This is a genomic window from Mycolicibacterium phocaicum, assembly GCF_010731115.1.
GTDB lineage: Bacteria > Actinomycetota > Actinomycetes > Mycobacteriales > Mycobacteriaceae > Mycobacterium > Mycobacterium phocaicum.
The window spans coordinates 5,109,537-5,133,934 of the sequence record NZ_AP022616.1; the positions used below are offsets into that span (position 1 = coordinate 5,109,537).

22 protein-coding genes and 1 pseudogene are annotated in these 24,398 nt (G+C 67.9%); 17 read left to right on the forward strand and 6 right to left on the reverse strand.

Annotation, left to right across the window (positions count from 1 at the left end; all coding sequences use genetic code 11):
• Positions 1–5 precede the first annotated feature (5 nt).
• From eccCb to G6N46_RS24575, 5 genes are all read left to right on the forward strand, one after another.
• Entirely contained in the window at positions 6–3,578 is a 3,573-nt protein-coding gene (eccCb, locus tag G6N46_RS24555) for a type VII secretion protein EccCb (protein WP_174814089.1), read from the forward strand.
• Positions 3,575–4,717, forward strand: coding sequence for a type VII secretion-associated protein (locus G6N46_RS24560; RefSeq protein ID WP_138250411.1), 1,143 nt, complete (start codon positions 3,575–3,577; stop codon positions 4,715–4,717). Before eccCb ends, G6N46_RS24560 begins: the two co-directional genes overlap by 4 nt.
• Positions 4,718–4,791: 74 nt before the next feature.
• Positions 4,792–5,115, forward strand: a complete 324-nt coding sequence (locus G6N46_RS24565) for a WXG100 family type VII secretion target (RefSeq protein ID WP_138250410.1) — start codon at positions 4,792–4,794, stop codon at positions 5,113–5,115.
• A 13-nt stretch (positions 5,116–5,128) separates the two neighbouring features.
• Positions 5,129–5,425, forward strand: coding sequence for a WXG100 family type VII secretion target (locus G6N46_RS24570; RefSeq protein WP_138250409.1), 297 nt, complete (start codon positions 5,129–5,131; stop codon positions 5,423–5,425).
• 162 nt (positions 5,426–5,587) lie between these two features.
• Positions 5,588–5,923 (forward strand): hypothetical protein, encoded by a 336-nt coding sequence (locus G6N46_RS24575; RefSeq protein WP_138250408.1) that lies wholly within the window; start codon positions 5,588–5,590, stop codon positions 5,921–5,923.
• On the opposite strand, the gene G6N46_RS24580 is transcribed toward G6N46_RS24575, so the two are convergent.
• Genes G6N46_RS24580 through G6N46_RS24590 form a run of 3 tightly spaced genes read right to left on the reverse strand, consistent with a single transcriptional unit; the run spans position 5,895 to position 8,495 of the window.
• Positions 5,895–6,221, reverse strand: a complete 327-nt coding sequence (locus G6N46_RS24580) for a hypothetical protein (RefSeq protein ID WP_138250407.1) — start codon at positions 6,219–6,221, stop codon at positions 5,895–5,897. The two genes, G6N46_RS24575 and G6N46_RS24580, sit on opposite strands and share 29 nt — an antisense overlap.
• A gap of 5 nt (positions 6,222–6,226) precedes the next feature.
• Positions 6,227–7,780 carry a VG15 protein gene (locus G6N46_RS24585; RefSeq protein ID WP_138250406.1) on the reverse strand — a complete coding sequence of 518 codons (1,554 nt, stop codon included), beginning with the start codon at positions 7,778–7,780 and terminating at the stop codon, positions 6,227–6,229.
• The gene (locus G6N46_RS24590) at positions 7,764–8,495 is read right to left on the reverse strand and encodes a phage portal protein (protein WP_138250405.1); all 732 of its coding nucleotides are present in this window, start codon (positions 8,493–8,495) and stop codon (positions 7,764–7,766) included. The genes G6N46_RS24585 and G6N46_RS24590 overlap by 17 nt, the downstream gene beginning before the upstream one ends.
• 20 nt (positions 8,496–8,515) lie before the next feature.
• On the opposite strand from G6N46_RS24590, the pseudogene G6N46_RS24595 reads away from it, so the two are divergent.
• The 12 genes and pseudogenes from G6N46_RS24595 to G6N46_RS24655 all read left to right on the forward strand — a co-directional run.
• Positions 8,516–9,454, forward strand: a pseudogene (locus G6N46_RS24595) (GAF domain-containing protein); the annotation flags it as partial.
• A gap of 110 nt (positions 9,455–9,564) precedes the next feature.
• On the forward strand, positions 9,565–11,088 hold the full coding sequence (adh, locus tag G6N46_RS24600) for an aldehyde dehydrogenase (protein WP_138250404.1): 1,524 nt from the start codon (positions 9,565–9,567) through the stop codon (positions 11,086–11,088).
• A gap of 205 nt (positions 11,089–11,293) precedes the next feature.
• The gene (eat, locus tag G6N46_RS24605) at positions 11,294–12,739 is read left to right on the forward strand and encodes an ethanolamine permease (protein ID WP_163692995.1); all 1,446 of its coding nucleotides are present in this window, start codon (positions 11,294–11,296) and stop codon (positions 12,737–12,739) included.
• Positions 12,736–14,145: an ethanolamine ammonia-lyase subunit EutB gene (locus G6N46_RS24610; protein WP_138250403.1), complete on the forward strand. Its 1,410-nt coding sequence runs from the start codon at positions 12,736–12,738 to the stop codon at positions 14,143–14,145. Before eat ends, G6N46_RS24610 begins: the two co-directional genes overlap by 4 nt.
• Positions 14,142–14,918: an ethanolamine ammonia-lyase subunit EutC gene (gene eutC / locus G6N46_RS24615; protein ID WP_061007207.1), complete on the forward strand. Its 777-nt coding sequence runs from the start codon at positions 14,142–14,144 to the stop codon at positions 14,916–14,918. The genes G6N46_RS24610 and eutC overlap by 4 nt, the downstream gene beginning before the upstream one ends.
• Before the next feature lie 15 nt (positions 14,919–14,933).
• Positions 14,934–16,208, forward strand: a complete 1,275-nt coding sequence (locus G6N46_RS24620) for an HAD family hydrolase (RefSeq protein ID WP_234880757.1) — start codon at positions 14,934–14,936, stop codon at positions 16,206–16,208.
• 176 nt (positions 16,209–16,384) lie between these two features.
• Positions 16,385–16,828, forward strand: a complete 444-nt coding sequence (rplM, locus tag G6N46_RS24625; RefSeq protein WP_020101494.1) for a 50S ribosomal protein L13 — start codon at positions 16,385–16,387, stop codon at positions 16,826–16,828.
• A gap of 11 nt (positions 16,829–16,839) precedes the next feature.
• Positions 16,840–17,298, forward strand: a complete 459-nt coding sequence (gene rpsI, locus G6N46_RS24630) for a 30S ribosomal protein S9 (RefSeq protein WP_073697610.1) — start codon at positions 16,840–16,842, stop codon at positions 17,296–17,298.
• Between the two features lie 88 nt (positions 17,299–17,386).
• On the forward strand, positions 17,387–18,724 hold the full coding sequence (gene glmM, locus G6N46_RS24635) for a phosphoglucosamine mutase (RefSeq protein WP_110767471.1): 1,338 nt from the start codon (positions 17,387–17,389) through the stop codon (positions 18,722–18,724).
• A 548-nt stretch (positions 18,725–19,272) separates the two neighbouring features.
• Complete coding sequence (locus tag G6N46_RS24645; protein WP_064859822.1) at positions 19,273–19,575, forward strand: type VII secretion target; 303 nt, start codon at positions 19,273–19,275, stop codon at positions 19,573–19,575.
• A gap of 2 nt (positions 19,576–19,577) precedes the next feature.
• Positions 19,578–21,041, forward strand: coding sequence for a hypothetical protein (locus G6N46_RS24650; protein ID WP_220098079.1), 1,464 nt, complete (start codon positions 19,578–19,580; stop codon positions 21,039–21,041).
• Positions 21,042–21,124: 83 nt separating this feature from the next.
• Positions 21,125–22,018: a manganese catalase family protein gene (locus tag G6N46_RS24655; protein WP_135357792.1), complete on the forward strand. Its 894-nt coding sequence runs from the start codon at positions 21,125–21,127 to the stop codon at positions 22,016–22,018.
• A 52-nt stretch (positions 22,019–22,070) separates the two neighbouring features.
• Here the strand turns inward: G6N46_RS24655 and G6N46_RS24660 are convergent, their stop codons facing one another.
• The 3 genes from G6N46_RS24660 to G6N46_RS24670 all read right to left on the reverse strand — a co-directional run bounded on the left by G6N46_RS24660 (position 22,071) and on the right by G6N46_RS24670 (position 24,313).
• Positions 22,071–22,655: a hemerythrin domain-containing protein gene (locus tag G6N46_RS24660; RefSeq protein WP_064859825.1), complete on the reverse strand. Its 585-nt coding sequence runs from the start codon at positions 22,653–22,655 to the stop codon at positions 22,071–22,073.
• A 30-nt stretch (positions 22,656–22,685) separates the two neighbouring features.
• On the reverse strand, positions 22,686–23,378 hold the full coding sequence (locus G6N46_RS24665; RefSeq protein WP_234880756.1) for a phosphodiesterase: 693 nt from the start codon (positions 23,376–23,378) through the stop codon (positions 22,686–22,688).
• 83 nt (positions 23,379–23,461) lie between these two features.
• The gene (locus G6N46_RS24670; RefSeq protein WP_138250401.1) at positions 23,462–24,313 is read right to left on the reverse strand and encodes a dienelactone hydrolase family protein; all 852 of its coding nucleotides are present in this window, start codon (positions 24,311–24,313) and stop codon (positions 23,462–23,464) included.
• Between the last annotated feature and the right edge of the window lie 85 nt (positions 24,314–24,398).

Here is a 24,398-nt window from a genome sequence, read left to right on the forward strand (position 1 = left end):
GTTCGATGGAATTCACCAGAGTCGCACGATCTCCCGTAGTCCCAGTGGATGCGGAAGACATCGAGGTCCGGACACCACCACAGGTGCCGCGATTGTCGTCGGGCAACGTCGTCACCCGAGTCGCACCCGTGCTCATGCTGTTGGCGATGGCCGGCATGATGGTGTTCTACTTCCGTTCGGGTTCGGCCACCGGCCGGAATCCGATGTTCCTACTGTTTCCGGCGATGATGGTGCTGTCGCTGGTCGGCAGCACTGTCCTCGGGTCGCGCGGTGCGCGCCGGGCAGGTGAGATCGACGCAGATCGGCGTGAGTACCTGGTGTATCTCGACGCGATCGGTGAGTGCGCGGAGCGAACCGCAGCCGAGCAGCATCGGGTACTACATCAGAACCACCCGCCGCCTGACACGCTGTGGACGCTCGCCGGCTCCGAACGGATGTGGCAACGCCGTTGGAACGACGACGATTTCACCGAAATCCGCGTCGGGATCGGGGAACGCCCACTCAACACCAGACTCGTTCCGGTACCCGCCACCGGCGACGGGACGACGGATCCGCTGACCGCCTCGGCACTCGATCGGCTGCTACGAACCGCCGCGACCGTGCCCGATGTCCCGGTGACGGTCGTCGTCAATCGGCTGCGGCGGATCGACGTCGGCGGCGATGATCCACGGGGACAGGCGCGCGCCATGGCGTGCCAGCTGGCTATGTGGCATGGACCCGACCAGCTGAAGATCGCCGCGGTCGCCGGATCGGCCGAGTGGGACTGGCTGAAATGGCTACCGCACCACTATCGCTCGGGCGTGCTCAGCGGGCAGCCGCTGCGGTTTACGGACCTCGGTGCCGTCACTGCCATCGCCGGGTGTCATCTGGTGGTGCTGGTCGACAGTCCGGCGGCCGCCGTCTTCGTGGACACCGACGCGGTGACACTGCTGGTGCTCGGCGCGCCGGGTACGGCGTCGACGCTTCCGCCCTGCTCGACCGCCGACGTGCTCACGGCCGCACAAGCAGAGACCTGCGGACGACGTGTGGCGCGCTACCGCCTGGCCGTCGGTGCGGACAACGCACGCCGACACCATGATCGGACGACGTTCGTCGGCGTGGACGTGGCGGGGGACGGGTGGCCGATTCGTCCGGCCCGGCATCGGCTGCGGGTGCCGATCGGTACCGACGACACCGGTGCGACGGTCGAGCTCGACCTCAAGGAACCGGCCGAGCACGGCATGGGTCCGCACGGCTTGTGCATCGGCGCAACAGGTTCCGGCAAATCCGAGTTCCTGCGCACCCTGACCCTGGGTCTGATCAGCACCCACTCGCCGGACGAGCTCAATCTGATCCTCGTCGACTTCAAAGGCGGTGCAACGTTTCTCGGCTTCGAACAGGCCAACCACGTCGCGGCCGTCATCACCAACTTGGCGCAGGAAGCACATCTGGTCGCCCGGATGCACGACGCCCTCGCCGGCGAGCTGACACGGCGCCAAGGACTGTTGCGGGCGGCCGGGAACCTGTCCGGAATCGGCGACCACCGGCGGGCACGCGCGGCGGGCGCCGACCTGCCACCGCTGCCTGCCCTGTTCATCGTGGTCGATGAGTTCTCCGAATTGCTCAGCCAGCATCCGGATTTCGCGGAGCTGTTCGTCGCCATCGGCCGCCTCGGTCGATCACTGGGCGTTCATCTCCTGCTGGCCAGCCAGCGTCTCGACGAGGGTCGCCTGCGCGGACTGGACACCCACCTCTCGTACCGGGTCTGCCTCAAGACGTTCTCGGCGGCGGAGTCGCGGGCCGTCATCGGGGTCACCGACGCACACGAGCTGCCCGGAACGCCGGGTGCGGGGTTGCTGCGCACCGCAGACGGAAAGCTGGTGCGATTTCACACTGCATTCGTCTCGGGGCCGGTCCCACAGAGCCACGACGAACGCCCGGTTCCGCGCCTGTTCACCGTCGAGGCCCCGGTGGTCACGCCTGACCCGCCGGCCGGGCCGACGCTGATGGACACGACCTTGCGCCGGCTGACCGGTCGCGGTGCGCGCGCTCATCCGGTCTGGCTGCCGCCCCTCACGAATTCGCCCGCGTTGTCCGAGCTGCTGGCGGCCGGCAGCGAAGGCGGTCCGCTGCGGGTCCCGATCGGATTAGTGGACAACCCGTTTCAGCAGCGCCGCGAGCCGCTCGTTGCCGACCTCAGTGGGTCCGGCGGGCACGTGGCCATCGTGGGCGGCCCGCGCTCGGGGAAATCCGTTGCGCTGCAGACGTTGCTACTGGGCCTCGCTGTGACCGCGCCTGCCGACGGCCTCAGCGTCTACGGCCTCGATCTGGGCGACGGTGCGCTGACGGCGTTGCGACAGCACCCGCACGTCGGCACCGTCGCCGGTCGGAACGAGCCGGAGTTATTGCGGCGCATCGTTTCCCAGCTGGCCTCGCTGTGCCGCCGGCGCCAGGACTTCCGGCAGCAGTACGGCCCCGAAGCGCCCTTTCCGGACAGTTACGGTGAGGTCGTCCTGGCCGTCGACGGTTGGGCCACGCTGCGTCGTGAATTCGATGCGCTGGAGGAGCCCATCACCGCCATGGCCGCGCAGGGCCTGTCGGTCGGGATCCACGTGGTGCTGACCGCGAATCGGTGGGCAGAACTGCGGCCGATGCTGAAAGACCACATCGGCACCCGGGTCGAATTGCGGCTCGGTGACCCGAGCGAGTCCGAAATGGACCGCCGCCGTGCCCATCTGCTCACCACCTGCCCGCCCGGCCGGGGCCTCACCAGAGACGGCAAGGAGTTCGTGGTCGCGCGGCCCGAGCTCGACCGGATCGCCACCCATCAGTCCCCGGCGCCCCGGATCGAATTGCTTCCGCAACGCGTGGAATACGCCGCGCTCGCGGCCACCGCCGAACGCCCGCCGCGGTACGTCATCGGCGTATCCGAAGAGGACCTGCAACCGTTCGCCCTGGACATGAGCGTCGATCCATATCTGATCCTGTTGGGCGACACGGCGTGCGGCAAGACCTCGGCGTTGCGGACGCTGTGCCGCGCGATCGTCGACCAGACCGATCCCGCGCAAACCCAGCTGCTGATCGTCGATTTCCGGCGATCGTTATTGGGGGTGGTGGAATCGCCGCACCTGTGCGGCTATGCGATGTCGGCCGTGACGACCGCCGCCGAGCTCGACGCGGCGCTGTCCCTGCTCACCGCCCGGCTGCCGGGCCCTGGCATCACTCAGCGGCAGTTGCGGGACCGGTCCTGGTGGTCCGGTCCCGAAATCCACGTCGTGGTCGACGATTACGACCTGGTCGTGGGCGCCGCGGGAAATCCGTTGGGCCCCTTGCTCGACCTGTTGCCGCACGCCGCGGACATCGGGCTCCACGTCGTGGTCGCCCGCCGCTCCGGTGGTGCCGCACGCGCGATGTTCGACCCGCTGCTGTCGCGCATGCGGGACCTGGGCGCAACGGACATCGTCATGAGCACCAGCCCGGAAGAAGGGCCGCTGCTGGGCGCGGCACGGCCGATGACGCTGCCGCCCGGCCGGGCCGTCGTGGTGCGGCGCGGTCAACCTGACCAGCTGATCCAGATCGGCTGGACCGAGCCGCCATGACGGTTGTGGTGGTCGGACCGAACACGATCCGCGGGCCGGGAGACATCGACGCCGACCTGGTCTCGTCCGCTTTGGAGTGCGTCGACGAACCGCTGGGCCTGCTGCGTGCGGCGGTCCTTCCCGCCCAACGCATCTGGCGCGACGTCATGGCCGCGGCGGCAGGCACCGCGTCGGCCATCACGGTGGTTTGCCCGACATGGTGGTCGCCGGCGAGGATCGAGCGAGTTCGGACGGCGGTCCCCACCAGCGTTTCTCACGTCGTCATAGAGCGCAGAACCGATGCCCTCCGAGCGGCCGGCGGCGAACCCGATTGCGCGGTCGTCGAACTGGGGGAGGACATCGTGACGATCTCCCGTCCCGGGGCGGCCGCGTCCGTCGTGCGACGCACCGACAGCGCCACCGCCGAGGCCGTCATCGCGCGAACCACGTGGCACGGCCACGTGGTGATCGACGCGCCCATCGGCGTTCCCGGCGCTGCGCCCCTGGCCGCCGAAATGCAAGCACTGCTGCAGGATCAGGGCGTCCCGGCACAGATTCTGAGTTGCGACGATCTGCTCGACCAGGCCGACGAGGACAGCACCCGCAGCGCCGCAGCGACCCGTTCCCCGCGGGCGCGCATCGCGACTGCCTTCGCCGCGGCCGTCGCGGTCATCGGCGCTGGGGCACTGGGCCTGTCCAACAGAGACGCCCCAGCGCCGCCCGTCGCCGCGGTCACAGACCCGGAGTTCACGTGGCTCGTGGAAGGCCGGGTGGCGGTGCAGATCCCGGTGCGCTGGACGGTCGACCGGGCGCTTGCGGGCGCGGGATCGGCTCGGCTGCAGATCATTTCGCCCAATGACCACGGGCAGGTCATCCACCTCACGCAATCGGTCGTGCCGCGGGAGCAGACGCTCGACGTGGCGGCAAGGTCGCTGCGGGAGGCTTCGACGAAGCTGCCCGACGGCGTCATCGTGGATTTCGAGGAGGCCGGCGTCAGTGCCGGACGCGCGGCCGTGCGGTACCGCGAGGTGCGCGGCGGGCGGACGGTCGAGTGGTCGGTGCTGCTCGACGGACCGGTCCGGATCGCCGTGGGGTGCCAGGGCGCCGCCGTTCAAGCGGCCTGTGACACCGCGATCCGCTCCGCGCGGCGCACCGATTGAAAAAACCTGGGCGGCAATGGAACCGAATGCCGTCGGCAAACGTCTGAACAATCAAACCCAATGGAGAGGAAATCATGACAGCTCCGGAAAGTGGCGCTCTGACTACAGATTTCGATCTGATGACGGGCATCGCCGGCAAGGTCGATGTCCGCAACGAGGAGATTCGGGCCATGCTCGGCAATTTCATCGGTCAGATGACCGCCATCCCGCCGACGGTGTGGGGCGGCGCCGCGGCGACCAGATTCCAGGACGTGGTGAACCGGTGGAACGGCGAATCGATGAAACTGCATGCGTCACTGCAACGTATCGCCGAGACCATCCGGGCCAACGCGGCGGTGCTGAGCCAGGCCGCTGACGACCATGCCCAGCGCATCGGCGCCGCCGGCCACGCGATCTGACGGGACAACGCACATGCAACCGGCACTGTCGTACCACTTCGGCGAGATCGAGTTCGCCGTCCGCCAACAAATCCATGCCACCTCGGCACGGATGAACACGTCGCTGGAAGAGCTCCGGCACCTGGTGGCGCCACTGCAGCAGACCTGGACCCGGGATGCGGCCGAGGCGTTCCAGGCCGAACAGGCCCGCTGGAATCAGTCGGCGGCCGCGCTCAACGACATCCTGCACAGCCTCGGCAACGCCGTCCGCGACGGCGCCGATGACATCGCGGCGACCGACCGGCGCGCGGCGGGCGACTGGGTCTTCTAGCCTCACCACAAGCCCTGTGTGGTCCCGCCCCCGGAGGAGAGCCGGGGGCGGGACCACACAGTCATACCGCGCGCAGGGCCCAACTTGTGTCTTAGAACACCCAGGTCGACTACCCTGGCGGCCACGCAGGTGTGTATCCGACCTGCGAGGAGTGTGAGTGTCGTGGGAACCAGCCGCACCGAGGGGTCGCCGGCCGGCTCGACGCTGCGCGCGGTACACCAGCGGTTCGTCACCGGCGAGATCGACGCCCAGCACCTGGACCCCGCCGCCGTCCGTCCCGTCATCGCCGACAGCTGGCGCCGCAGCCTGGCCACGGGCGTGGACCCGGACCTGGGCGGCGCGCAGTTCACGCCCGTGGTACCCAAGACCCTGGACCAGCTCCGCGCCGAACAACCCATCGCCGCCGCGTTGCCGGTGATCCGGAAACTCCTGGTCGAGGACGGGGCTTCAAATGATGGGACGAAAAGAACTACGCGGCGTTGCGGTGGCGCGACTTGACGACGCTATCCGCTTCATCGAACAGGTCGACGTCGGCGTCAGTTGCGGCGCAGGTGGTGTTGAAGACCTTCACCGCCCACGCGTTGTGCTCAGCGTTGTCGAAATCCGAGTGCAACGATACGGTTGATTTCGACCCGTCGGTGAACGACGCGCTGACCCGAATTCGGCCTCCGTCCGGCGTCTTCAGGTGCGACTTCGAGCCGAACTTGTTCGGCTCGTCCGTAGCGCCCAGTGCAGCCTTCAGTAGGTGTTCGACGCGGTGCGCCGGAGCGCTGACATTCAAGATGTCGTATCGCATTGGGCTCACCACCTTCCAAATTCGCTGTCGTAGTCGCTGCCGATGATCCGAATATACAACGAATCCCCACGTGAAACGATGTCCTGCATTACCTGCTCCATATCCGACCGTGCGATCCCAGAACGTGTCGCGTTGACGAACACAGCAGGTGCACCCTGGTCGGCGTAGGCGTCAGCGACACGTTTGCCGAAGTTATCGATGTTGGCGCTGATCGATGCCTTGATTTCGGCCACGCGGCCGTCGACCGCCATGTCCGGTGTCGTATCGCCCGTCCGCAGCACCGCGATGGAGGTGACGTTGTGGCCTTCGGCGAGCAGTTTGTCGACGACGACGCGTTCGTGAGCGTCGAACGGTTTACCGAACCGCTCATCGAGCCGTCCGGTAATGCGATTGGCTGCACGATACTGCTGCAGAGCGTTGATACGAGCCAGTACCTCGTCGAGTGAGCCGTCTGCGCTCTTCATCCGCCGACGCATGGCGTCGTCGAGTTCCCACTCCAAGCGACGCTCGTGGTCGTCGTCGGAGTATCCCTTGCCACCCTTTGGTGGCACTGTTGGCGGCGGCGATCCGCCGGGCCCGCCTGGATGCCCTTGTCTTCGCTCCGTGTCGCGCTTCTGGAAGCGCTTCGCGGTGGGCTCTTCGCCAGGCTGTGCTCCGCTGCCGCCGTTCTGGTCCTTGGCGATCGCGTCCATCTTGCGGCCGATGGCGCCGATCCCCTTGGTGCCGCGGCTGGCCTCGGCGTAGTCCTTTTCCCACTGCTGGACGTAATCCGGCGGGTCGTAGACCTGGCCGGGCCGGACCGCGACAGCGATGCACCTGCAGTTGTCGTGATACCGGTCCCCGCGGTCCTGATTACCGCGCAGCGTTCCAACGCTCTTGCGGGTATCCCCCACCTTGGCGCCTTGCCGTGCAGCCTGCTTTTCGTTGCGGTACACCGACCTGCGGTTGCGCGCTTCGGGCCGCGTCAGCTGGCCGGCGGCGATCATCCGTCGGTCGGCCACCGTGAGATCGACACCGCGACCCACTACCTGCTCGGCAGCCTCCTTCGAGGTGTACACGGCCCCGCGGGTGGCCAGCACCTTACAGAATCCGCACGCTGTCGCCGAGGCGTACCGCGCCCACAGCGTGCCCAGCTCTTCAGTGCCGCCGTCGCTGAACTCGAACCCGTACTCGGCTTCCAGATTGCGCAGCGCCGTCTGCCGGGACGCATCGAACACCATCCGCTTGACCGCTCCCGCGATCCGGTCCAGCGGTGGTGCGCTGCCAGGCGCGTTGAGCGCCCACGCGATCGTGCCCATGATCCGCTCGACCGGAATGTCGCCGTAAGGCTTCGCCTGAAACGGCGACTCCGGGAGCTGCTCGGTGTACTGCTGGGCCGTCACCATCGCCGCGCCCTGCAGGTACGGCGCCAGAATCTGCGGAAGCGCCGCCTCCAGGATGGCGCGAAACTCCGCCTGATCACCGTACTGTCGCCACAACTGCACCAGATCGCGGATCGGCAGGGCCACCAGGTCGACCAGGACCCCCTGTAGCGCCTGGGCGTCAGCCAGTAGCGGCAACGGTGCGCCCAGCCAATCCCGCTACCTGCGAATCCGATTGCGCCGCATCGGAAGCGGGTCGTAGACCAGAAATCAGATCGGTCACCGACGAACGCTGCCGCTCCCGCTCCAACTGGTCCTGTTCCTGCTGCGACAGGCCGATCCGGTCGTAGGTCACCGACGAATCCGGCGGCAACACCTGCGCCGCGATCAGCTTGGTGGCCTCATCCGCCGCTGCGGCGCGGGTTGGGGTCGACGCGTCGCGCCACTTCACACCCACCTGGCGGAACGCCTCGGGGTCGACGGACCCGTCACGCAGCAGTAGCGCCAGATACGCCACCTCGCGCCACGCCAGCCCGAACGACGTCTGCCGCCGCTCGGCGCGCTTCACCAGGCGGTACTCCTGCTGACGAATACTGTCCGCAGACGCCGGATTATCGGTAACGAATCCCAGATACGGTGCAGGCATTCCAGATTCGGCCGCCAACAGCTGCGAATACAGTTTCACCTGGTCGATATATGGCGTCGGCGGTGCCGGCCGGAACTCGTGCAGCTTCACCTCGACCGGTTCGCCGTTCTCGTCTACTTGCGGCGGAATGACATTCAGGCGGCCCTGCGTCGCAGAGAAACCCGCCTTGCGGTTCTCGGCGGCCGACTTGCCCTCCGACATGCCGAACACTTCGGGATCAGCATTGAGCGCCGACCACTTCGGCGACGTGTAGAACTCGCGGTTCACCTCGAGCCCGGTCAGGGCGCGCAGCGCCGCGGGGCGAGGCCATGAACTTCGTGCCCGGCGCCAACTGGAGCGAGCGCAGCGCCGGCACCAACGCCCCGGGTACCGCACTGGCCCTGGACCGCGAACTGCAGATCCACGGCTCCGAGCACTTCGCCCGACTGGTGCAGCCCTGGACCTGCACCGCGGTGCCGGTGCACGACCCGACGACGGGCGAGCTCATCGGCTGCGTCGACCTCACCGGTGACAGCCAGATCGCCTCGGCCCAGACCCTCGGGCTGGTGCGCGCCACGGTGATGGCCATCGAGAACCACCTGGCGCTGCAGCGGCTGCTGCAGCCGGCGCCCACCCCGGTGACCATGGCCCGCCTGACGGTGCTGGGTGGTGACCGGCCGCGCTGGGTGGCCACCGGCGACGACGGACAACCGCGCCAGCACACCCTCAGCGGCCGGCACGCCGACATCCTGGTCCTGCTGAGCCGTCATCCCGAGGGATTGAGCGCCGACCACCTCGCAATGTTGTTGGACGACAACGATCTTGACTCGGTCACCATCCGCGTCGAGATGTCCCGCCTGCGCCGGGTCATCGGCGCGCAGTACGTGGCGTCGCGGCCCTACCGGCTGCTCACCCCGATCGACAGCGACGTCGCCGACGTCTTCGCCGCGCTGCACCGCGGCGATGTCGATGCCGCACTGTCTCATTACACCGGTGCGCTGCTGCCGCAGTCGGTGTCACCCGCGATCGCCCGGCTGCGCACCGAGCTAGGGGAGAGCCTGCGCACCGCAGTGCTGTCGGCGTCGGCGGCCGGACACGTCGGGTTGTTGCGCCGGTGGCTCGCGCTGCCCGACGGCCGCGACGACCGGCACGGCTGGCAGTTACTCCGCAACCACCCGTCGGCGGACGCGGTGGTGCGGGCGCAGGCGGTCGGGCACCTGGCGGGGCTCGACGCCGACCTCGGCTGACCCCGGTTCCAGCACGTTCAAACGATGCAACTGTGTTGCAACCCACTTCTGCGTACCGTTAGTGACCAGCAGCACACCTGTGTTAGTCACCCATTGCGAGGAGTGAACCCATGACTGTTTACGCGCGTCCCGGTGCCGAGGGTTCGGTGATGACCTACCCGGCCCGCTATGACAACTTCATCGGCGGCGAGTGGGTGGCACCCGCTGCCGGACGCTACTTCGAAAACCGTACCCCGGTGACGGGTGAGGTGTTCATCGAGATTGCCCGCTCGGACGAATCCGACATCGAGAAGGCGCTGGACGCCGCGCACGCCGCCGCGCCCGCCTGGGGCAAGACGTCGCCGGCTGCCCGCGCCCGCGTCCTCAATCTCATCGCCGACCGCATGGAGCAGAACCTCGAGGCCATCGCCGTCGCCGAGTCGTGGGACAACGGCAAGCCGGTCCGCGAGACCCTGAACGCCGACATCCCGCTGGCCGTCGACCACTTCCGCTACTTCGCGGGCGTGCTGCGGGCCCAGGAAGGTTCGATCTCCGAGATCGACGACGACACCGTCGCCTACCACTTCCACGAGCCGCTCGGCGTCGTCGGCCAGATCATCCCGTGGAACTTCCCGATCCTGATGGCCGTCTGGAAGCTGGCCCCCGCGCTGGCCGCCGGCAACGCCATCGTGCTCAAGCCCGCCGAGCAGACCCCGGCGTCGATCATGTACCTGTTCTCGCTCATCGGCGACCTGCTGCCGCCGGGTGTTGTCAACGTGGTCAACGGCTTTGGCGTCGAGGCCGGCAAGCCACTCGCCTCGAGCAACCGCATCGCCAAGATCGCCTTCACCGGTGAGACCACCACCGGCCGGCTGATCATGCAGTACGCCAGCCAGAACCTGATCCCGGTCACCCTGGAGCTGGGCGGCAAGAGCCCCAACATCTTCTTCAGCGACATCATGGCCGCCGAGGACGACTTCCAGGACAAGGCGCTCGAAGGCTTCACGATGTTCGCGCTGAACCAGGGCGAGGTCTGCACCTGCCCGTCGCGCAGCCTCATCCAGGCCGACATCTTCGACGAGTTCCTGGCGCTGGCCGCCATCCGTACCAAGGCCGTCCGCCAGGGTGACCCGCTGGACACCGAGACGATGATCGGCGCGCAGGCCTCCAACGACCAGCTCGAGAAGATCCTGTCCTACATCGAGATCGGCAAATCCGAAGGGGCGCAGCTGATCACCGGTGGTGAGCGGGCCGAGCTCGGCGGCGACCTCAACGGCGGCTACTACGTGACGCCGACAGTGTTCTCCGGCCACAACGGCATGCGGATCTTCCAGGAGGAGATCTTCGGGCCGGTGCTGTCGGTGACGTCGTTCAAGGACTACGACGATGCCATCTCGATCGCCAACAACACCCTGTACGGCCTGGGCGCCGGCGTGTGGTCGCGCAACGGCAACGTCGCCTACCGGGCGGGCCGGGACATCAAGGCCGGTCGCGTGTGGACCAACTGCTATCACATGTACCCCGCGCACGCCGCGTTCGGCGGCTACAAGCAGTCCGGCATCGGCCGGGAGAACCACAAGATGATGCTGGACCACTACCAGCAGACGAAGAACCTGCTCGTCTCGTACTCGACGAAGGCTCAGGGCTTCTTCTGATGAGCGCGCGCGTGAGGAAACCACGCGCGTAGCTCCCACGAACCGCGAGCGCCCGCGTACCCCCCGAATGCGCGGGCGCTCGCTTCCGTTTCTCGGTCGACGCATCTCGAATGCGTACGGCGACAAATCAATTCAGGCCGGCACCAGATGACTCCTGGGGGCAGGCCAGTTCGGCATTCCGCCATCCCATTTTCAGGAGTTCCCAGTGTCCATCACCAACCCACCCAGTGAGCACTCCGCTCGCGGTGTCGAAGAGCACGTCGAGAGCAACGAATACCTCGCGAAACGTCAGCTGAAGAAGGGCACGGCCGGCTGGCTGCTGCTCGCCGGTCTCGGCGTCAGCTACGTGGTCTCCGGCGACTACTCCGGCTGGAATTTCGGTCTGGCCCACGGCGGTTTCGGCGGCCTCGCCATCGCTGCCGTGATCATCGCCGGCATGTACCTCGCCCTGGTGCTGGGCATGGCCGAGCTGTCCTCGGCGCTGCCGGCCGCCGGCGGTGGGTACACCTTCGCCCGTCGCGCGCTCGGCCCGTGGGGCGGCTTCGCCACTGGCACCGCGATCCTCATCGAGTACTCGATCGCCCCCGCCGCCATCGCGACGTTCATTGGCGCCTACGTGGAATCGTTGGGGCTCTTCGGGATTCACAACGGCTGGTGGGTATATTTGGCGGCCTACGCCTTCTTCATCGGCATCCACCTGTCCGGTGTCGGTGAGGCCCTCAAGGTGATGTTCGTGATCACCGCCATCGCGCTGCTGGGTCTGCTGATCTTCGCGGTCTGTGCCATCGGCCAGTTCGACGTCTCCAACCTGACCACCATCGCGGTCGACGTCAACGCCGCCGGGGCTTCGGCGATCCTGCCGCACGGCTACCTCGGCATCTGGGCCGCCATCCCGTTCGCCATCTGGTTCTTCCTGGCGATCGAAGGCGTGCCGCTGGCAGCCGAGGAAACCGCCAACCCGGAGAAGAACGTGCCGCGCGGCATCATCGCGGCGATGACGGTCCTGCTGGTCACCTGCGCCGTCGTGCTGGTGCTCACCACGGGTGTCGGTGGCGCGCAACAGATGTCGGCCTCGGGCAACCCGCTCGTCGAGGCGCTCGGTAGCGGCGTCGGCGCCAAGCTGGTCAACTACATCGGCCTGGCCGGTCTGATCGCGAGCTTCTTCTCGATCATCTACGCCTACTCCCGCCAGCTTTTCGCCCTGTCCCGGGCGGGTTACCTGCCGACCCAGCTGTCGGTGACCAACTCCCGCAAGGCGCCGACGCTGGCGCTCATCGTCCCCGGCGTCATCGGCTTCCTGTTGTCGCTGACCGGCAAGGGTGACCTGCTGCTGAACATGGCGGTCTTCGGTGCCGCCGTGAGCTACGTCCTGATGATGGTCAGCCACATCGTGCTGCGCCGCCGCGAGCCGAACATGCCGCGGCCGTACCGCACCCCGGGCGGCATCGTGACCACCGGCTTCGCGCTCGTCATCGCCGTCATCGCGGTCATCGCCACCTTCCTGGTCGACCCGTTCGCCGTGGGCCTGTGTCTGGCGGTGTTCGCAGCCTTCATGCTCTACTTCGCGGTCTACAGCCGGCACCGTTTGGTGGCAAACTCTCCTGATGAAGAGTTCGCGATGCTCGCAGAAGCCGAGGACGAGCTGAAATGAAGTACCACCAGCGGATTTCGGGGGTGAACCACACCTTCGACGGGCTTGTGGATTTGATGGCCAAGGCCACGCCGCTGCGTTCCGGTGATGAACTCGCCGGGTGCGCGGCCCACAACGACGCCGAGCGGGCTGCCGCGGCGTGGGCACTGGCCGAGCTTCCGCTGGACACCTTCCTCAATGACGCGGTGGTGCCGTACGAGACCGACGAGGTCACCCGCCTGATCATCGATTCGCATGACCAGCAAGCGTTTTCGGAAATCTCTCACCTGACGGTGGGAGGTTTCCGGGACTGGCTGCTGGACGCGGTGGCCGGCGACGACGCCGCCGCCAAGATCGCGGCCGTCGCGCCCGGCATCACGCCGGAGATGGCGGCAGCGGTCTCCAAGATCATGCGGAACCAGGACCTGATCGCCGTCACCGCGGCCACCCAGGTGCACGCGGCCTTCCGCAGCACCATTGGGTTGCCGGGCACCCTGGCCACCCGGCTGCAGCCCAACCACCCGACCGACGATCCGCGCGGCATCGCCGCCGCCGTGCTCGACGGACTCCTGATGGGGTGCGGTGACGCCGTCATCGGCATCAACCCGGCCACCGACTCGCCGCAGGCCACCGCCGACCTGTTGCACCTGCTCGACAACATCCGCAGCCGCTACGACATCCCGGCGCAGTCGTGCGTGCTGTCGCACATCACCACCACGATCGGCCTCATCGAGGCCGGCGCCCCGGTGGACCTGGTGTTCCAGTCGGTGGCGGGCACCGAAGGCGCCAACAAGGCCTTCGGTGTCGACATGGCGCTGCTGCGCGAAGGCAACGAGGCCGGCCAGTCCCTGAACCGCGGGACCGTCGGCAACAACGTCATGTACCTGGAGACGGGGCAGGGCTCGGCGCTCAGCTCGGGTGCGCACCTCGGTACCGGCGGCCGGCCCGTCGATCAGCAGACGCTGGAAACCCGCGCCTACGGTGTCGCCCGGGCGCTGGACCCGCTGCTGGTCAACACCGTCGTCGGCTTCATCGGTCCGGAGTACCTGTACGACGGCCGGCAGATCATCCGGGCCGGGCTCGAGGACCACTTCTGTGGCAAGCTGCTCGGTCTGCCGATGGGCGTCGACGTCTGCTACACCAACCACGCCGAAGCCGATCAGAACGACATGGACACGCTGCTCACGCTGCTGGCCGCGGCGGGTTGCGCCTTCGTCATCACGGTGCCCGGCGCCGACGACGTCATGCTCGGCTACCAGAGTCTGTCGTTCCACGATGTCGTGGCGGTCCGGCGCACCCTCGGGCTGAAGCCGGCGCCGGAGTTCGACGCCTGGCTCAAGAAGGTCGGCATGACCGACGACGCCGGCAAGCTGACCAAGTTCGATCTGCAGCGCTCGGCGCTGCGGGCGCTCACCGCGGCGGGATGACGATGACCGAAGATCTTGCCATTCAAGAGTTCTGGGACGAGCTCCGCAAGACCACGCAGGCCCGCATCGGGCTGGGCCGCGCCGGTAACGCGTTGCCCACCCGCGAGGTCCTCGAACTGTCCGCGGCCCACGCCGCCGCCCGCGACGCCGTGCACGAGCCGCTCGACGTCGAGGCCCTCGCGGCCCGTGTCCGGGAGATCGGGATCGGCGAACCGGCGGTGGTGCGCAGCCAGGCCGAGTCCCGTAGCGAGTACCTGCGCCGTCCCGATCTGGGCCGGCTGCCGGCGACGCCCATGGACGTCCCGGAAACCCCGGCCGATATCGGCTTCGTCCTGGCCGACGGGCTCTCGCCCTATGCCCTGGCCAAGCACGGTCCGGCGCTGCTCGCCGAGCTCGTGGCGCGGCTGGGCGACCAGTACACGCTGGCGCCGCCGGTGATCGCCACGCAGGCCCGCGTGGCGCTCGGCGACCACGTCGGCGCGGCGGCGAAAGTGCGCACGCTGCTGGTGATCATCGGGGAGCGGCCGGGCCTGTCGGTGGCCGACAGCCTGGGCATCTACCTGACGCACCTGCCGATGCCGGGGCGCACCGACGCCGACCGCAACTGCATCTCGAACATCCACCCGCCCGAGGGGCTCGGCTACGCCGAGGCCGCGACGGTCGCGGCGGGGTTGGTGTCGGGTGCCCGCGCGCTGGGCCGGTCCGGCGTCGACCTCAAGGACACCTCCCGCGACACCTCCCTGGAAGCGCCCAGCGCCGCCGAACTCACCTGACCACACAGGAGAAATGTGCCCCGCATCACCCGACTGGCCTCCGCCGCTGCGCTGGCCGGCCTCCTCGTCATGTCAGGCTGCAGCAGCCACGACAGCACCTCGGTCGCGCAATCGTCGGCCGCCGACAAGCCGTCGTGCCGGACGCTCGCCCAGAACTCTGGCTGGTACGGCGACAACCGTGATCGGATCGACGCCATGCTCACCAAGCTGGGCACCTGCGGCGCGGCCGGTTCGGTGAGTGCGGGCGCGCCTCTGGCGTTGTTCGACTGGGACAACACCATCGTCAAGAACGACATCGGCGACGCCACGTTCTTCTGGATGGTGCGCAACGGCAAGCTGCGGGCGCCTGCCGATGGCAACTGGGCGTCCACCAGCCCGTTCCTGACGCCGCAGGCTGCCGCGGCCCTGACCCGCGCCTGTGCCGCGGCCAGGCCGGGTCAACCGATGCCGACCGACACCGACGCCGCGTGCGCCGACGAACTCGTGTCGGTCTACACCGACGCCAAGACGAAGGCGGGGGAGCCCGCGTTCGCCGGCTTCAACGCGCGCCGCATGGAACCGGCGTACGCGTGGGCCGCGCAGATGCAGGCCGGGTGGCGCGAAGCCGACGTGGTCGAGTTCGCGAAGACGGCCCGCAAGGAGAACCTCGAGGCCCCGGCCGGGACCGAGCAGAAGATCGGCAGCGGCACCGAGACCGGCTGGGTCCGCTACTACCCGCAGATGCGCGACCTTGTGGAGACCTTGCACGCCAACGGATTCGATGTCCGGGTCATCTCGGCGTCGCCGGAACTGATCGCCCGGGTGTGGGCCGAAGAGCTGAACATCCCGGCCGATCACGTGATGGGCGTGAGGACCGAACGCGACGGTGATGTGTTCACCTCACGACTGGCGTCGTGCGGCGGCGAAACTGCCATCACCTACATCGAGGGCAAGCGCTGCCGGGTCAACGAAGAGGTGTTCGGCGTCAAGGGCGCCGCCGCTTTCGACCAGCTGCCCGAGCCCAAGCGCGCCGCCTTCGCCGCGGGGGACTCGGATACCGACGTCACGTTCCTGACCGACGCCACCGCGCTGCGGCTGGTGCTCAACCGGAACAAGACCGAGCTGATGTGCACCGCCTACGACAACGCCGGTGGGAACTGGCTTGTCAACCCGATGTTCATCGACCCCAAGAAGCAGGGCGACCCGTATGCCTGCGCCACCAAGGGCTACATCGAGCCGTCCGGCGCGAAGGGGCCGTTGCACCGGCCCGACGGCAGCGTGGTGCCCGACCAGCAGGACCGGGTGTACTGACCTGTCGCCCGTTTTGACCTGCAACGAAGCTCGCAGGTAAAGTCCTTCGTTGGTGCGCAGCACGCCGAGAGGCCGCTGCTTCCCGGGTCACCGTCGGTCGCCGGGAAATCGCAGGTCGCGCACTTGACCGGCACCCGGATAGCACCGGGAACCACCCGAGAAAAAGAGGTATAGCTGTGCCTACATTCACGCCGAAGGCGGGTGACACCACGCGTCAGTGGTATGTCATCGACGCCCAAGACGTGGTGCTCGGCCGGCTCGCCGTGGAAGCAGCCAAGCTGCTCCGCGGCAAGCACAAGCCGACGTTCACGCCCAATTCCGATGAGGGTGACTTCGTCATCATCATCAACGCCGAGAAGATTGCCCTGTCGGGCAAGAAGCTCACCGACAAGTTTGCTTACCGTCACTCGGGTTTCCCGGGCGGTCTGAGCAAGCGCTCCATCGGCGAACAGCTGGTGAAGCACCCGACCCGCACCGTTGAGAACGCGATTGTCGGCATGCTCCCGCACAACAAGCTGTCGCGCCAGGTCCAGAAGAAGCTGAAGGTGTACGCGGGTCCTGATCATCCGCACGCCGCGCAGCAGCCGATTCCTTACGAGATCAAGCAGGTGGCCCAGTGACCGAAGTTGACGTGACTGAAGTCACCGAAGTTCCCGAGTTCGAGGCTGTCGAAGAGTCGACCCCCCGCGAGCCCGTCTACATCGACCGTCCCATCCAGACCGTTGGCCGCCGCAAGGAGGCCGTCGTCCGCGTTCGCCTGGTGCCCGGCACCGGCAAGTTCAACCTGGACGGCCGCAGCCTGGAGGACTACTTCCCGAACAAGGTGCACCAGCAGCTGATCAAGGCCCCGCTGGTGACCGTCGACCGCGTCGACACGGTGGACATCTACGCCCACCTCGACGGTGGCGGCCCCTCGGGTCAGGCCGGCGCGCTGCGTCTGGCCATCGCCCGTGCGCTGATCCTGGTTCAGCCCGAGGATCGTCCGGCACTCAAGAAGGCCGGGTTCCTGACCCGTGACCCGCGTGCCATCGAGCGCAAGAAGTACGGCCTCAAGAAGGCCCGCAAGGCGCCTCAGTACAGCAAGCGCTGATCGTTTCTGCTCGTGGGCGGGCGTGTCGCAGTCTGGACACGCCCGCCTTCGGCGTTTCATGGGGTACCTGAAGGACGAAAGAAGGTTCATGAGTCGGCTGTTCGGCACCGATGGCGTCCGTGGCGTCGCAAACCGTGATCTGACCGCGGAGTTGGCGTTGGCGCTGGGTTCAGCTGCCGCCCGTCGGCTCTGCTCGACTTCCGGAGCCGGCCGTTGCGTCGCGGTCGTCGGACGAGATCCCCGGGCAAGCGGCGAGATGCTGGAGGCCGCGGTCATGGCCGGCATCACGAGCGAGGGCGTCGACGTGCTGCGGGTCGGCGTGCTGCCGACCCCCGCGGTGGCGTATCTGACCGCCTCGTATGACGCCCAGCTCGGCGTGATGATCTCCGCCTCGCACAACCCCATGCCGGACAACGGCATCAAGATTTTCGGTACCGGCGGGCACAAGCTCGACGACGACACCGAGGACCGCATCGCCGAGCTGGTCGCCGCGGGCCCGGGCACCCGGCCGACGGGCGCCGGCATCGGACGGATTCTCGACGCACCTGACGCGCTCGACCGCTACCTCACCCACGCCGCCAAGGCCGCGGTTGCGCCGCTGGCCGGGCTGACCGTGGTCGTCGACTGCGCGAACGGCGCCGCCTCCACGGCCGCATCGCTGGCGTACCGGGCCGCGGGCGCGACGGTCATCGCGATCAACGCCGAGCCGACGGGCCTCAACATCAACGACGGCTGCGGCTCGACGCACATGGCGCAGCTGCAGCAGGCCGTCATCGACCACGGGGCCGACCTGGGTCTGGCCCACGACGGCGACGCCGACCGCTGTCTGGCCGTCGACGCGTCGGGCGCCCTCGTCGACGGCGACGCGATCATGGTGGTGCTGGCGCTGGCCATGCGCGACGCCGGCGAGCTGGTGTCGAACACATTGGTGGCAACCGTGATGAGCAACCTCGGTCTGCACCTGGCGATGCGCGAAGCCGGCATCGAGGTGCGCACCACGGGTGTCGGCGACCGGTACGTGCTGGAGGAACTGCGCGCGGGCCGGTTCGCCCTCGGCGGCGAGCAGTCCGGTCACATCGTGATGCCCGAGCTAGGCACCACGGGCGACGGCATCGTCACCGGCCTGCGGCTGATGTCGCGCATGGCGCAGACGGGGCAGTCGTTGGCCGCGCTGTGCGCGCCGATGAAGACGTTGCCGCAGGTGCTGATCAACGTCGAGGTGGCCGACAAGGCCACGGTGGCCCAGGCGCCGGCGGTGCAGACCGCGGTCGCCGCGGCCGAGGCCGAACTCGGCGACACCGGCCGAATCCTGTTGCGCCCCTCCGGAACCGAACAGGTGGTCCGGGTCATGGTGGAGGCCCCAGATGAAATCACGGCGAGGACCGTCGCGTTCCGCGTCGCCGAATCCGTCAGCGAGCAGCCCTAAGGGTTGCGGCCGTAGACTTTACCGGGTGGGCGGACCGTGTCTAACCGGCGCAGACCTAGTTCGCCGGGCACGTGACTTAAGGCCGCCCATGGAGGTCTCCTCGTACCTCGAGGTACTTGGAATGGCACGGCCATCAGCGCGGCTCGCATGGCACTGTGCGGCGACGGCGCTCATTACGTCTCGCGCTGGATCAGGTTGAAGGCTAGGGCGTGTCTGATAAAAGTTTCGGGTGTGGTGGCCGAGACTTGGAGGCATAGGAAAGCAATTGGAACCGCGACACCGTCGCGTCCGCGGCGATGGGGCCGCAACGTCGTTGAACTCAACTTCAACGACGTCAAGCAATGGCGCGGACTGGCCACCCGCTACGACAAGCTGGCCATCGTCTACCGTGCCGCGGCAGTCCTACGGGCAGTCACCCTTTGGCTACCCCATTTATCAGACACGCCCTAGTGCCGACAGCCGTCCAGGAAGGTTGTTCTGGCGGGTGGACACAGGACATTTTCAGCTTCGATGGAACCGAACGGCCGCGCCGCGCGTCATAGCAAGGCATGGGAGAACGTGACGTCGCTCGGATAGACCTCTCGGCAGTGCGGGATGTCGCGCAGCGGTGCGAATCGGTAGCCGACATGCTCGGCACCGCGGTCGCGCCGTTGTTGCGCTGGTACTTCGACGGGTTCTGCGGCGGGCGTGATCATGCTGCCCGCGCTGCCGCCTTGCGCGCCGCGCTGGACCAGTCGGCCGGGCAGCTTCGGGCATGGGCGTCAGCGTCGACGGAAGCCGCAGCGGCACTACGGGTTTCGTCAGGGCGCTACGAGGACGCGGACACCGACCTCGCCGGCCGGTTGGTCTGATGATGGCGGCTGCGTTCGATGTGGCCGGGCGGCTCTCCGAAGGCGACGGCGCGGTGACGGTCCTCGACGAGTACGTGACGGCATGCCAGGTGTTGGGCTCGCCGTCTCCAGGGCCGTTGGCGGAGTTGTATTACGCCGAGACTGGGCTGAACCTCGACGCGCTGGCCGCGGACGCCCGCTCGCTTGACGCTGCGGTGGTGGTGGCGCAGGATGCAGTGCGGTTGCAGGGCAACGGATATCGGGACCTGACGGCACAGTGGTCGGGTGCGGGTGGGGACGCTGCCGGCGGGTTTCTGCGCACCCTGACGGTGGCGGCCGAGGATGTGGTCGCGCATCTGCAGCGGAGCGCGCAGGCACTGACGATGCTGCGGGACGCGTTGTGGCGCGCCGTCGACGCCAAGGTCGACGCGGTGTTGCGGGCCGACGCGCAGACTGCCGGACACCGAGACCAGTGGAGCGCAGCGGCCCGCGCCGTCCTCGCCCGGGCCGGCGACCTGTCGGCCGCCAGCGAGATCGTCGATCAGCAGGTCAAGCCCTTCGTCCTTCGTGCGGTGTCGGGGGACCTGCTGCCTGCGCTGCAGGACGCCTCCGATGCCGTTGCGGCGGCGTACGATTCGGCCATCGCGGCGGTCACCCCGGCAGGGGTGTCGTTCGCGGTGCCCGTCGTGCTGACGCCCGATTGGGCGCCTCAGGCTTCGCCCGCACCGGCGTGGCCGGCCGCGCCGGCATATCAGGCCGCGGCGGCTGCGCCCTTCGCGACGTTGGGAACCGCGGCGGGGTGGGCGCCGACGGCGCCGTCCGCACCTGCGGCTCCGCCGGTGCCGGCCGAACCTGTTGCCGCGCCGTCGACCCCGCTCGTTTCTGCCGAATCCGCTCCGGCACCGTCGACCCCTGCGCCCGGAGGTCCCGAACCGGCGCTCGGCGCTGCCGCAGCAACCCCGGCGGCAACCGGGCCGTCCGGAGACCTCGGATTCGGTTCGGGTATCGGCGGTTTGGGCCGGCAGCTGACCGATGCCATCGGGGGAGCGCTGGGTTCCATGGCGGGTTTGGCGCCCGGCGTATCGGGACTGGGCGGTCTCGACAACGTCAGGGACGGTCTGGGAGACGACCTCGTGCTCGGCGCCGATGGCACCGATACCGACCACGAGCCGGACGACGCGGCGGATGGCGATGCCGATGACGAGCCGGACGACAGCGACGCAGAGGAGGCCGACGAGGAGGACGCCGCCAAGAGCGATGCCGCCGGCGAGGAGGACACCTCGGGGGAGACCGCTGAGTCCGATGACGCCGAGCCCGGCCCCGTCGACGCCCCGGTGCTACCGCCTCAGCAGCCGGTACCCGGCCAACCAGTAGCCGACCCGGCGCCCACCACGCCGCCGGTGGAACCGGTTGCGGAGCAAACCGATCCGACCACCAAGACGCCATGCGAGATCGCGGCCGACGAACTACCGAATGTGGGGGAGTGAAGCCGTCGGGCTGGATGCTGTTTCGCCGGGCCGGCAGGGGGTACGCGGTTGCGGTAGATCACTACCAGCCCAAGGGAGCGTGAATGTTCACTCATCACAAGGATTTGCAATTCGAGGTACGCGTCGATCAACCCGATCCGCGCTTTGCGACGCTGCTGCAGGAGCAGTTCGGCGGCGCGAACAGGGAACTCAAAGCGGCGATGCAGTACTTCACCCAGGCATTCGTACTGCGCGAGAAGAACCCGAAAATGTACGACCTGTTCATGGACATCGCCACCGAGGAACTGAGCCATCTCGAGATGGTCGGTGCCATGATCACGATGCTGCTGGACGGCTTCAATGACGATCTCAAGCAGGCCAACGAGCGCTGCGACTGGATGGCGACGGTCGCCAGTCCGGATGGCCGCGACCAGGCCATTCACCAGGTCGCGATGAATCCGCTGTACTGCGTGCTGACCGGCGGCGGCCCGGACGTCAGCAATGCGGCCGCGATTCCGTGGTCGGGGTCGTATGTCAACGCGAACGGTGATCCGTCGGTCGACCTGCGCAGCAATCTCGCCGCCGAGTCGAGGGCCAAGATCGTCTACGAATACCTCAAGCAGTTCACCGACGATCCGGGGGTGCAGGACACGCTCACGTTCCTGATGACGCGCGAGGTCACCCATTTCCAGCAGTTCACCGCCGCCCTGAACGAGCTGCCGGTCAACTTCCCGCCGGGCACCCTGGCCGGTGACGAGCGTTTCCAGACCCTCGCGTTCAACATGTCCAACGGTCAGGGCGACGTCCGCGGACCGTGGAACGAAGGTCAGGGTCCGTGGCCCGAAGGTATGTCGTGGAACTACGTGAAGTCGCCCACGAAAGACTGGCTGGGCACGTCCCTGCAGAAGAACACCGGGGCCAAGAACAATCCCAGTGGAGAACCCGCGGTGCACTGCGACAAGCCGTTCACCCACGAACAGCACACCGCCACAACCTGATCCAGCGGTCCGCTGCCACCGGCGAACGCCGGTGGCCGCGGCCGTAAGACAATCACGAGGTAGGTGGGTCGGGCGGATTCTGTCGGTCTCGTCCACTCACCGCGTCCCGAACGTGGTCGACCACGGCGGCCGCCACACCCACCGTTTTCTGTACCGCGGAACTCGACGGGGTATCTGGATGCGGCCGGGTGGCCGCCATCTTCTTGGCTGCTTCGAGCTCGTGGCCCAGCTTTTCCAAGCGTTCGTCGCTCACCGCGGCGGACAGCCTCGGCCACACGACGTCTTGCTCGTAGGCGATGTGCTCGCGGCCGGCCTTGATGAATTCGTCAAGTGCCGCATGATATTCCGCTTCGCCGGGCGCGCCGTCCGCCAATTGCTGCAGCAGCTTCTTCCCGGCCTCTTCCTGAGAGATGGCGTGATCGGCGAGTTCGTCACCGTCATCGAGCGCGTCCCGGACCGCCGGCCAGAACAACTGCTCTTCGATTGCCTCGTGCTGTGATTCGGCGATCACCAAGTTTTCGACCATCGTCGCCAGGCCGCTCTGCTGAGCGCCGGTCCCGCGGGGAGCTCCGTCGAGCACTTCGAACATGCCCAGCACGCTCTCGTGTTCACGTCGCAGAAATGCCAAGGCGTCCATACGGTTTCTCCTCTTCGGTCCGGATCTGGGTCATGCGCTGTCGGGGTGCCGCCCTTTGCGGCTGCGTCGATACGCCTGCATCCGTAGGTTCGACAGCCAGTGCGGCGCCAACTGCACGCCGGGTGCGGTGTGCAGCACCGGGTCGAAGTCGGTGTCAGCTATTTCATCGTGCGGCACAACGTCTTTGATCGTCAGCCTGGCCAACGGGCGAAACGATGCGAAGCCCGGGGCCTGGTCGATGGCGACGGTCATCGGCCCGTCGTGCAGGGCGCTGCGGATGCTGTCCAGCGACACTCCGGCGCCGTCGACATGGCTCAGGATCTGCGCGCGCAGCCACCAGTTGGTGCCCTGGTACCGCAGTGGCATGACACTGGACATCGGCTGGCCCGGCCATCGAACGACCGGCCGGACGCCGACGCGGCTGAGCCGTCCGCGGCCCGCCGACGCCAACAGCACGTCCCAGGGCGGTGCCGCCGATGCCGTCTCCGAGTCACCCGCCGGTAGCCGGAACGCCAGTCCGATCACGTCGGGCAGCGCTCTCGGTGTGCCGATGCCTTTCGACAGCCGCACCAGTACGTCGGAGGCGGACTCGATCGGTAGGCCTACGCCGGGCGCGGCCACCCGCTCGATCGAGCCCCATGCCAATACTCCGCGCGGGTGGAACACCCGGCGGTGGCGGGCGGCGGCGACCCACTGAAACGGGGCGGTGACGGTCTCCAACACGCTGACGCAGGTACCCCGGACGTCTGCGGCAAAAACGTCATCGCTGGGGTGGATTGTGGCGGTGCCGCGTCGTGCACGCGTTCCTAGCCCTTCAACAGGGCTGCGACCTTGTCTTCCAGTCCCGGGGTCTCGGCGTCGGAATCGGCGGCGACGGTCTTCGGCAACACCACGTCGGGGTCGGCAAAATCCTTGTAGGTCTTGTCGCCGGTCAGCTGAAACAGCAGGTAACCGGTCAGCAGGGCGCGCACCGTCTTCTGGGTGCGACGATCCGCGCCAGGCATCCCGACCAGTTTGGACAGCCGGAAGCCTTCGGCCAGCCCGCCCGGCTCGGCCTTGGCGACGGTGCGCACCGTCGCCGTCCGCCACGCGGCCGCCAGTTCGGTGGCGTTGGAGTGGATGGTCAGCTCGGCGCCCGGCGCGTTGAGGATCAGGCCGGGCACCCGCAGACCGGCCGCGGGCTGATCGGCGTCGGGCTTGCTGGCGGTCGGGAACACCGCGGCCACCGCTTTCAGCGGGTTGGCCGACGAGCCCAGGCCGGCGGCGGTGAAGATCGCGGCCGATGCCCCGAAACCGTGCCCGACCAGGCCGAGCTTGGTGGGGTGCACGCTGATCTTGCCGGGTCCCAGCCGGACCCCGGTGATGATGTCGAGGGTGGTCCCCAGGTCGAACGCCAGGTTCAGCACCGACGGCGCGATGCCGGTCTCGGTGTTGGGCGCGGCCGCGACGATGCCCCAAGACGCCAGATGCTCGAGCGTGCCGTTGTAACGTCCGACACCCTGCAACCAGTCGTGGCCGAACGCCACGCCGGGCAGATTCAGCCCCGACTCGGGGGTGTAGACGGTGCCCGGCAGGCCGGCAAAACCCAGGTCACCACGCAGAACGCGGTGCGGGCCGCGGCGCGTCAGGGCGCCGAAGAGCTTCTTCGTCTTGGCCACCCGATGACGTTAGCGCAGTGGCCCTGGTTTATGCGCCACGCATGCACGGTCCGGCACTGGGGCGGCTGCACTACCCTGGATAACC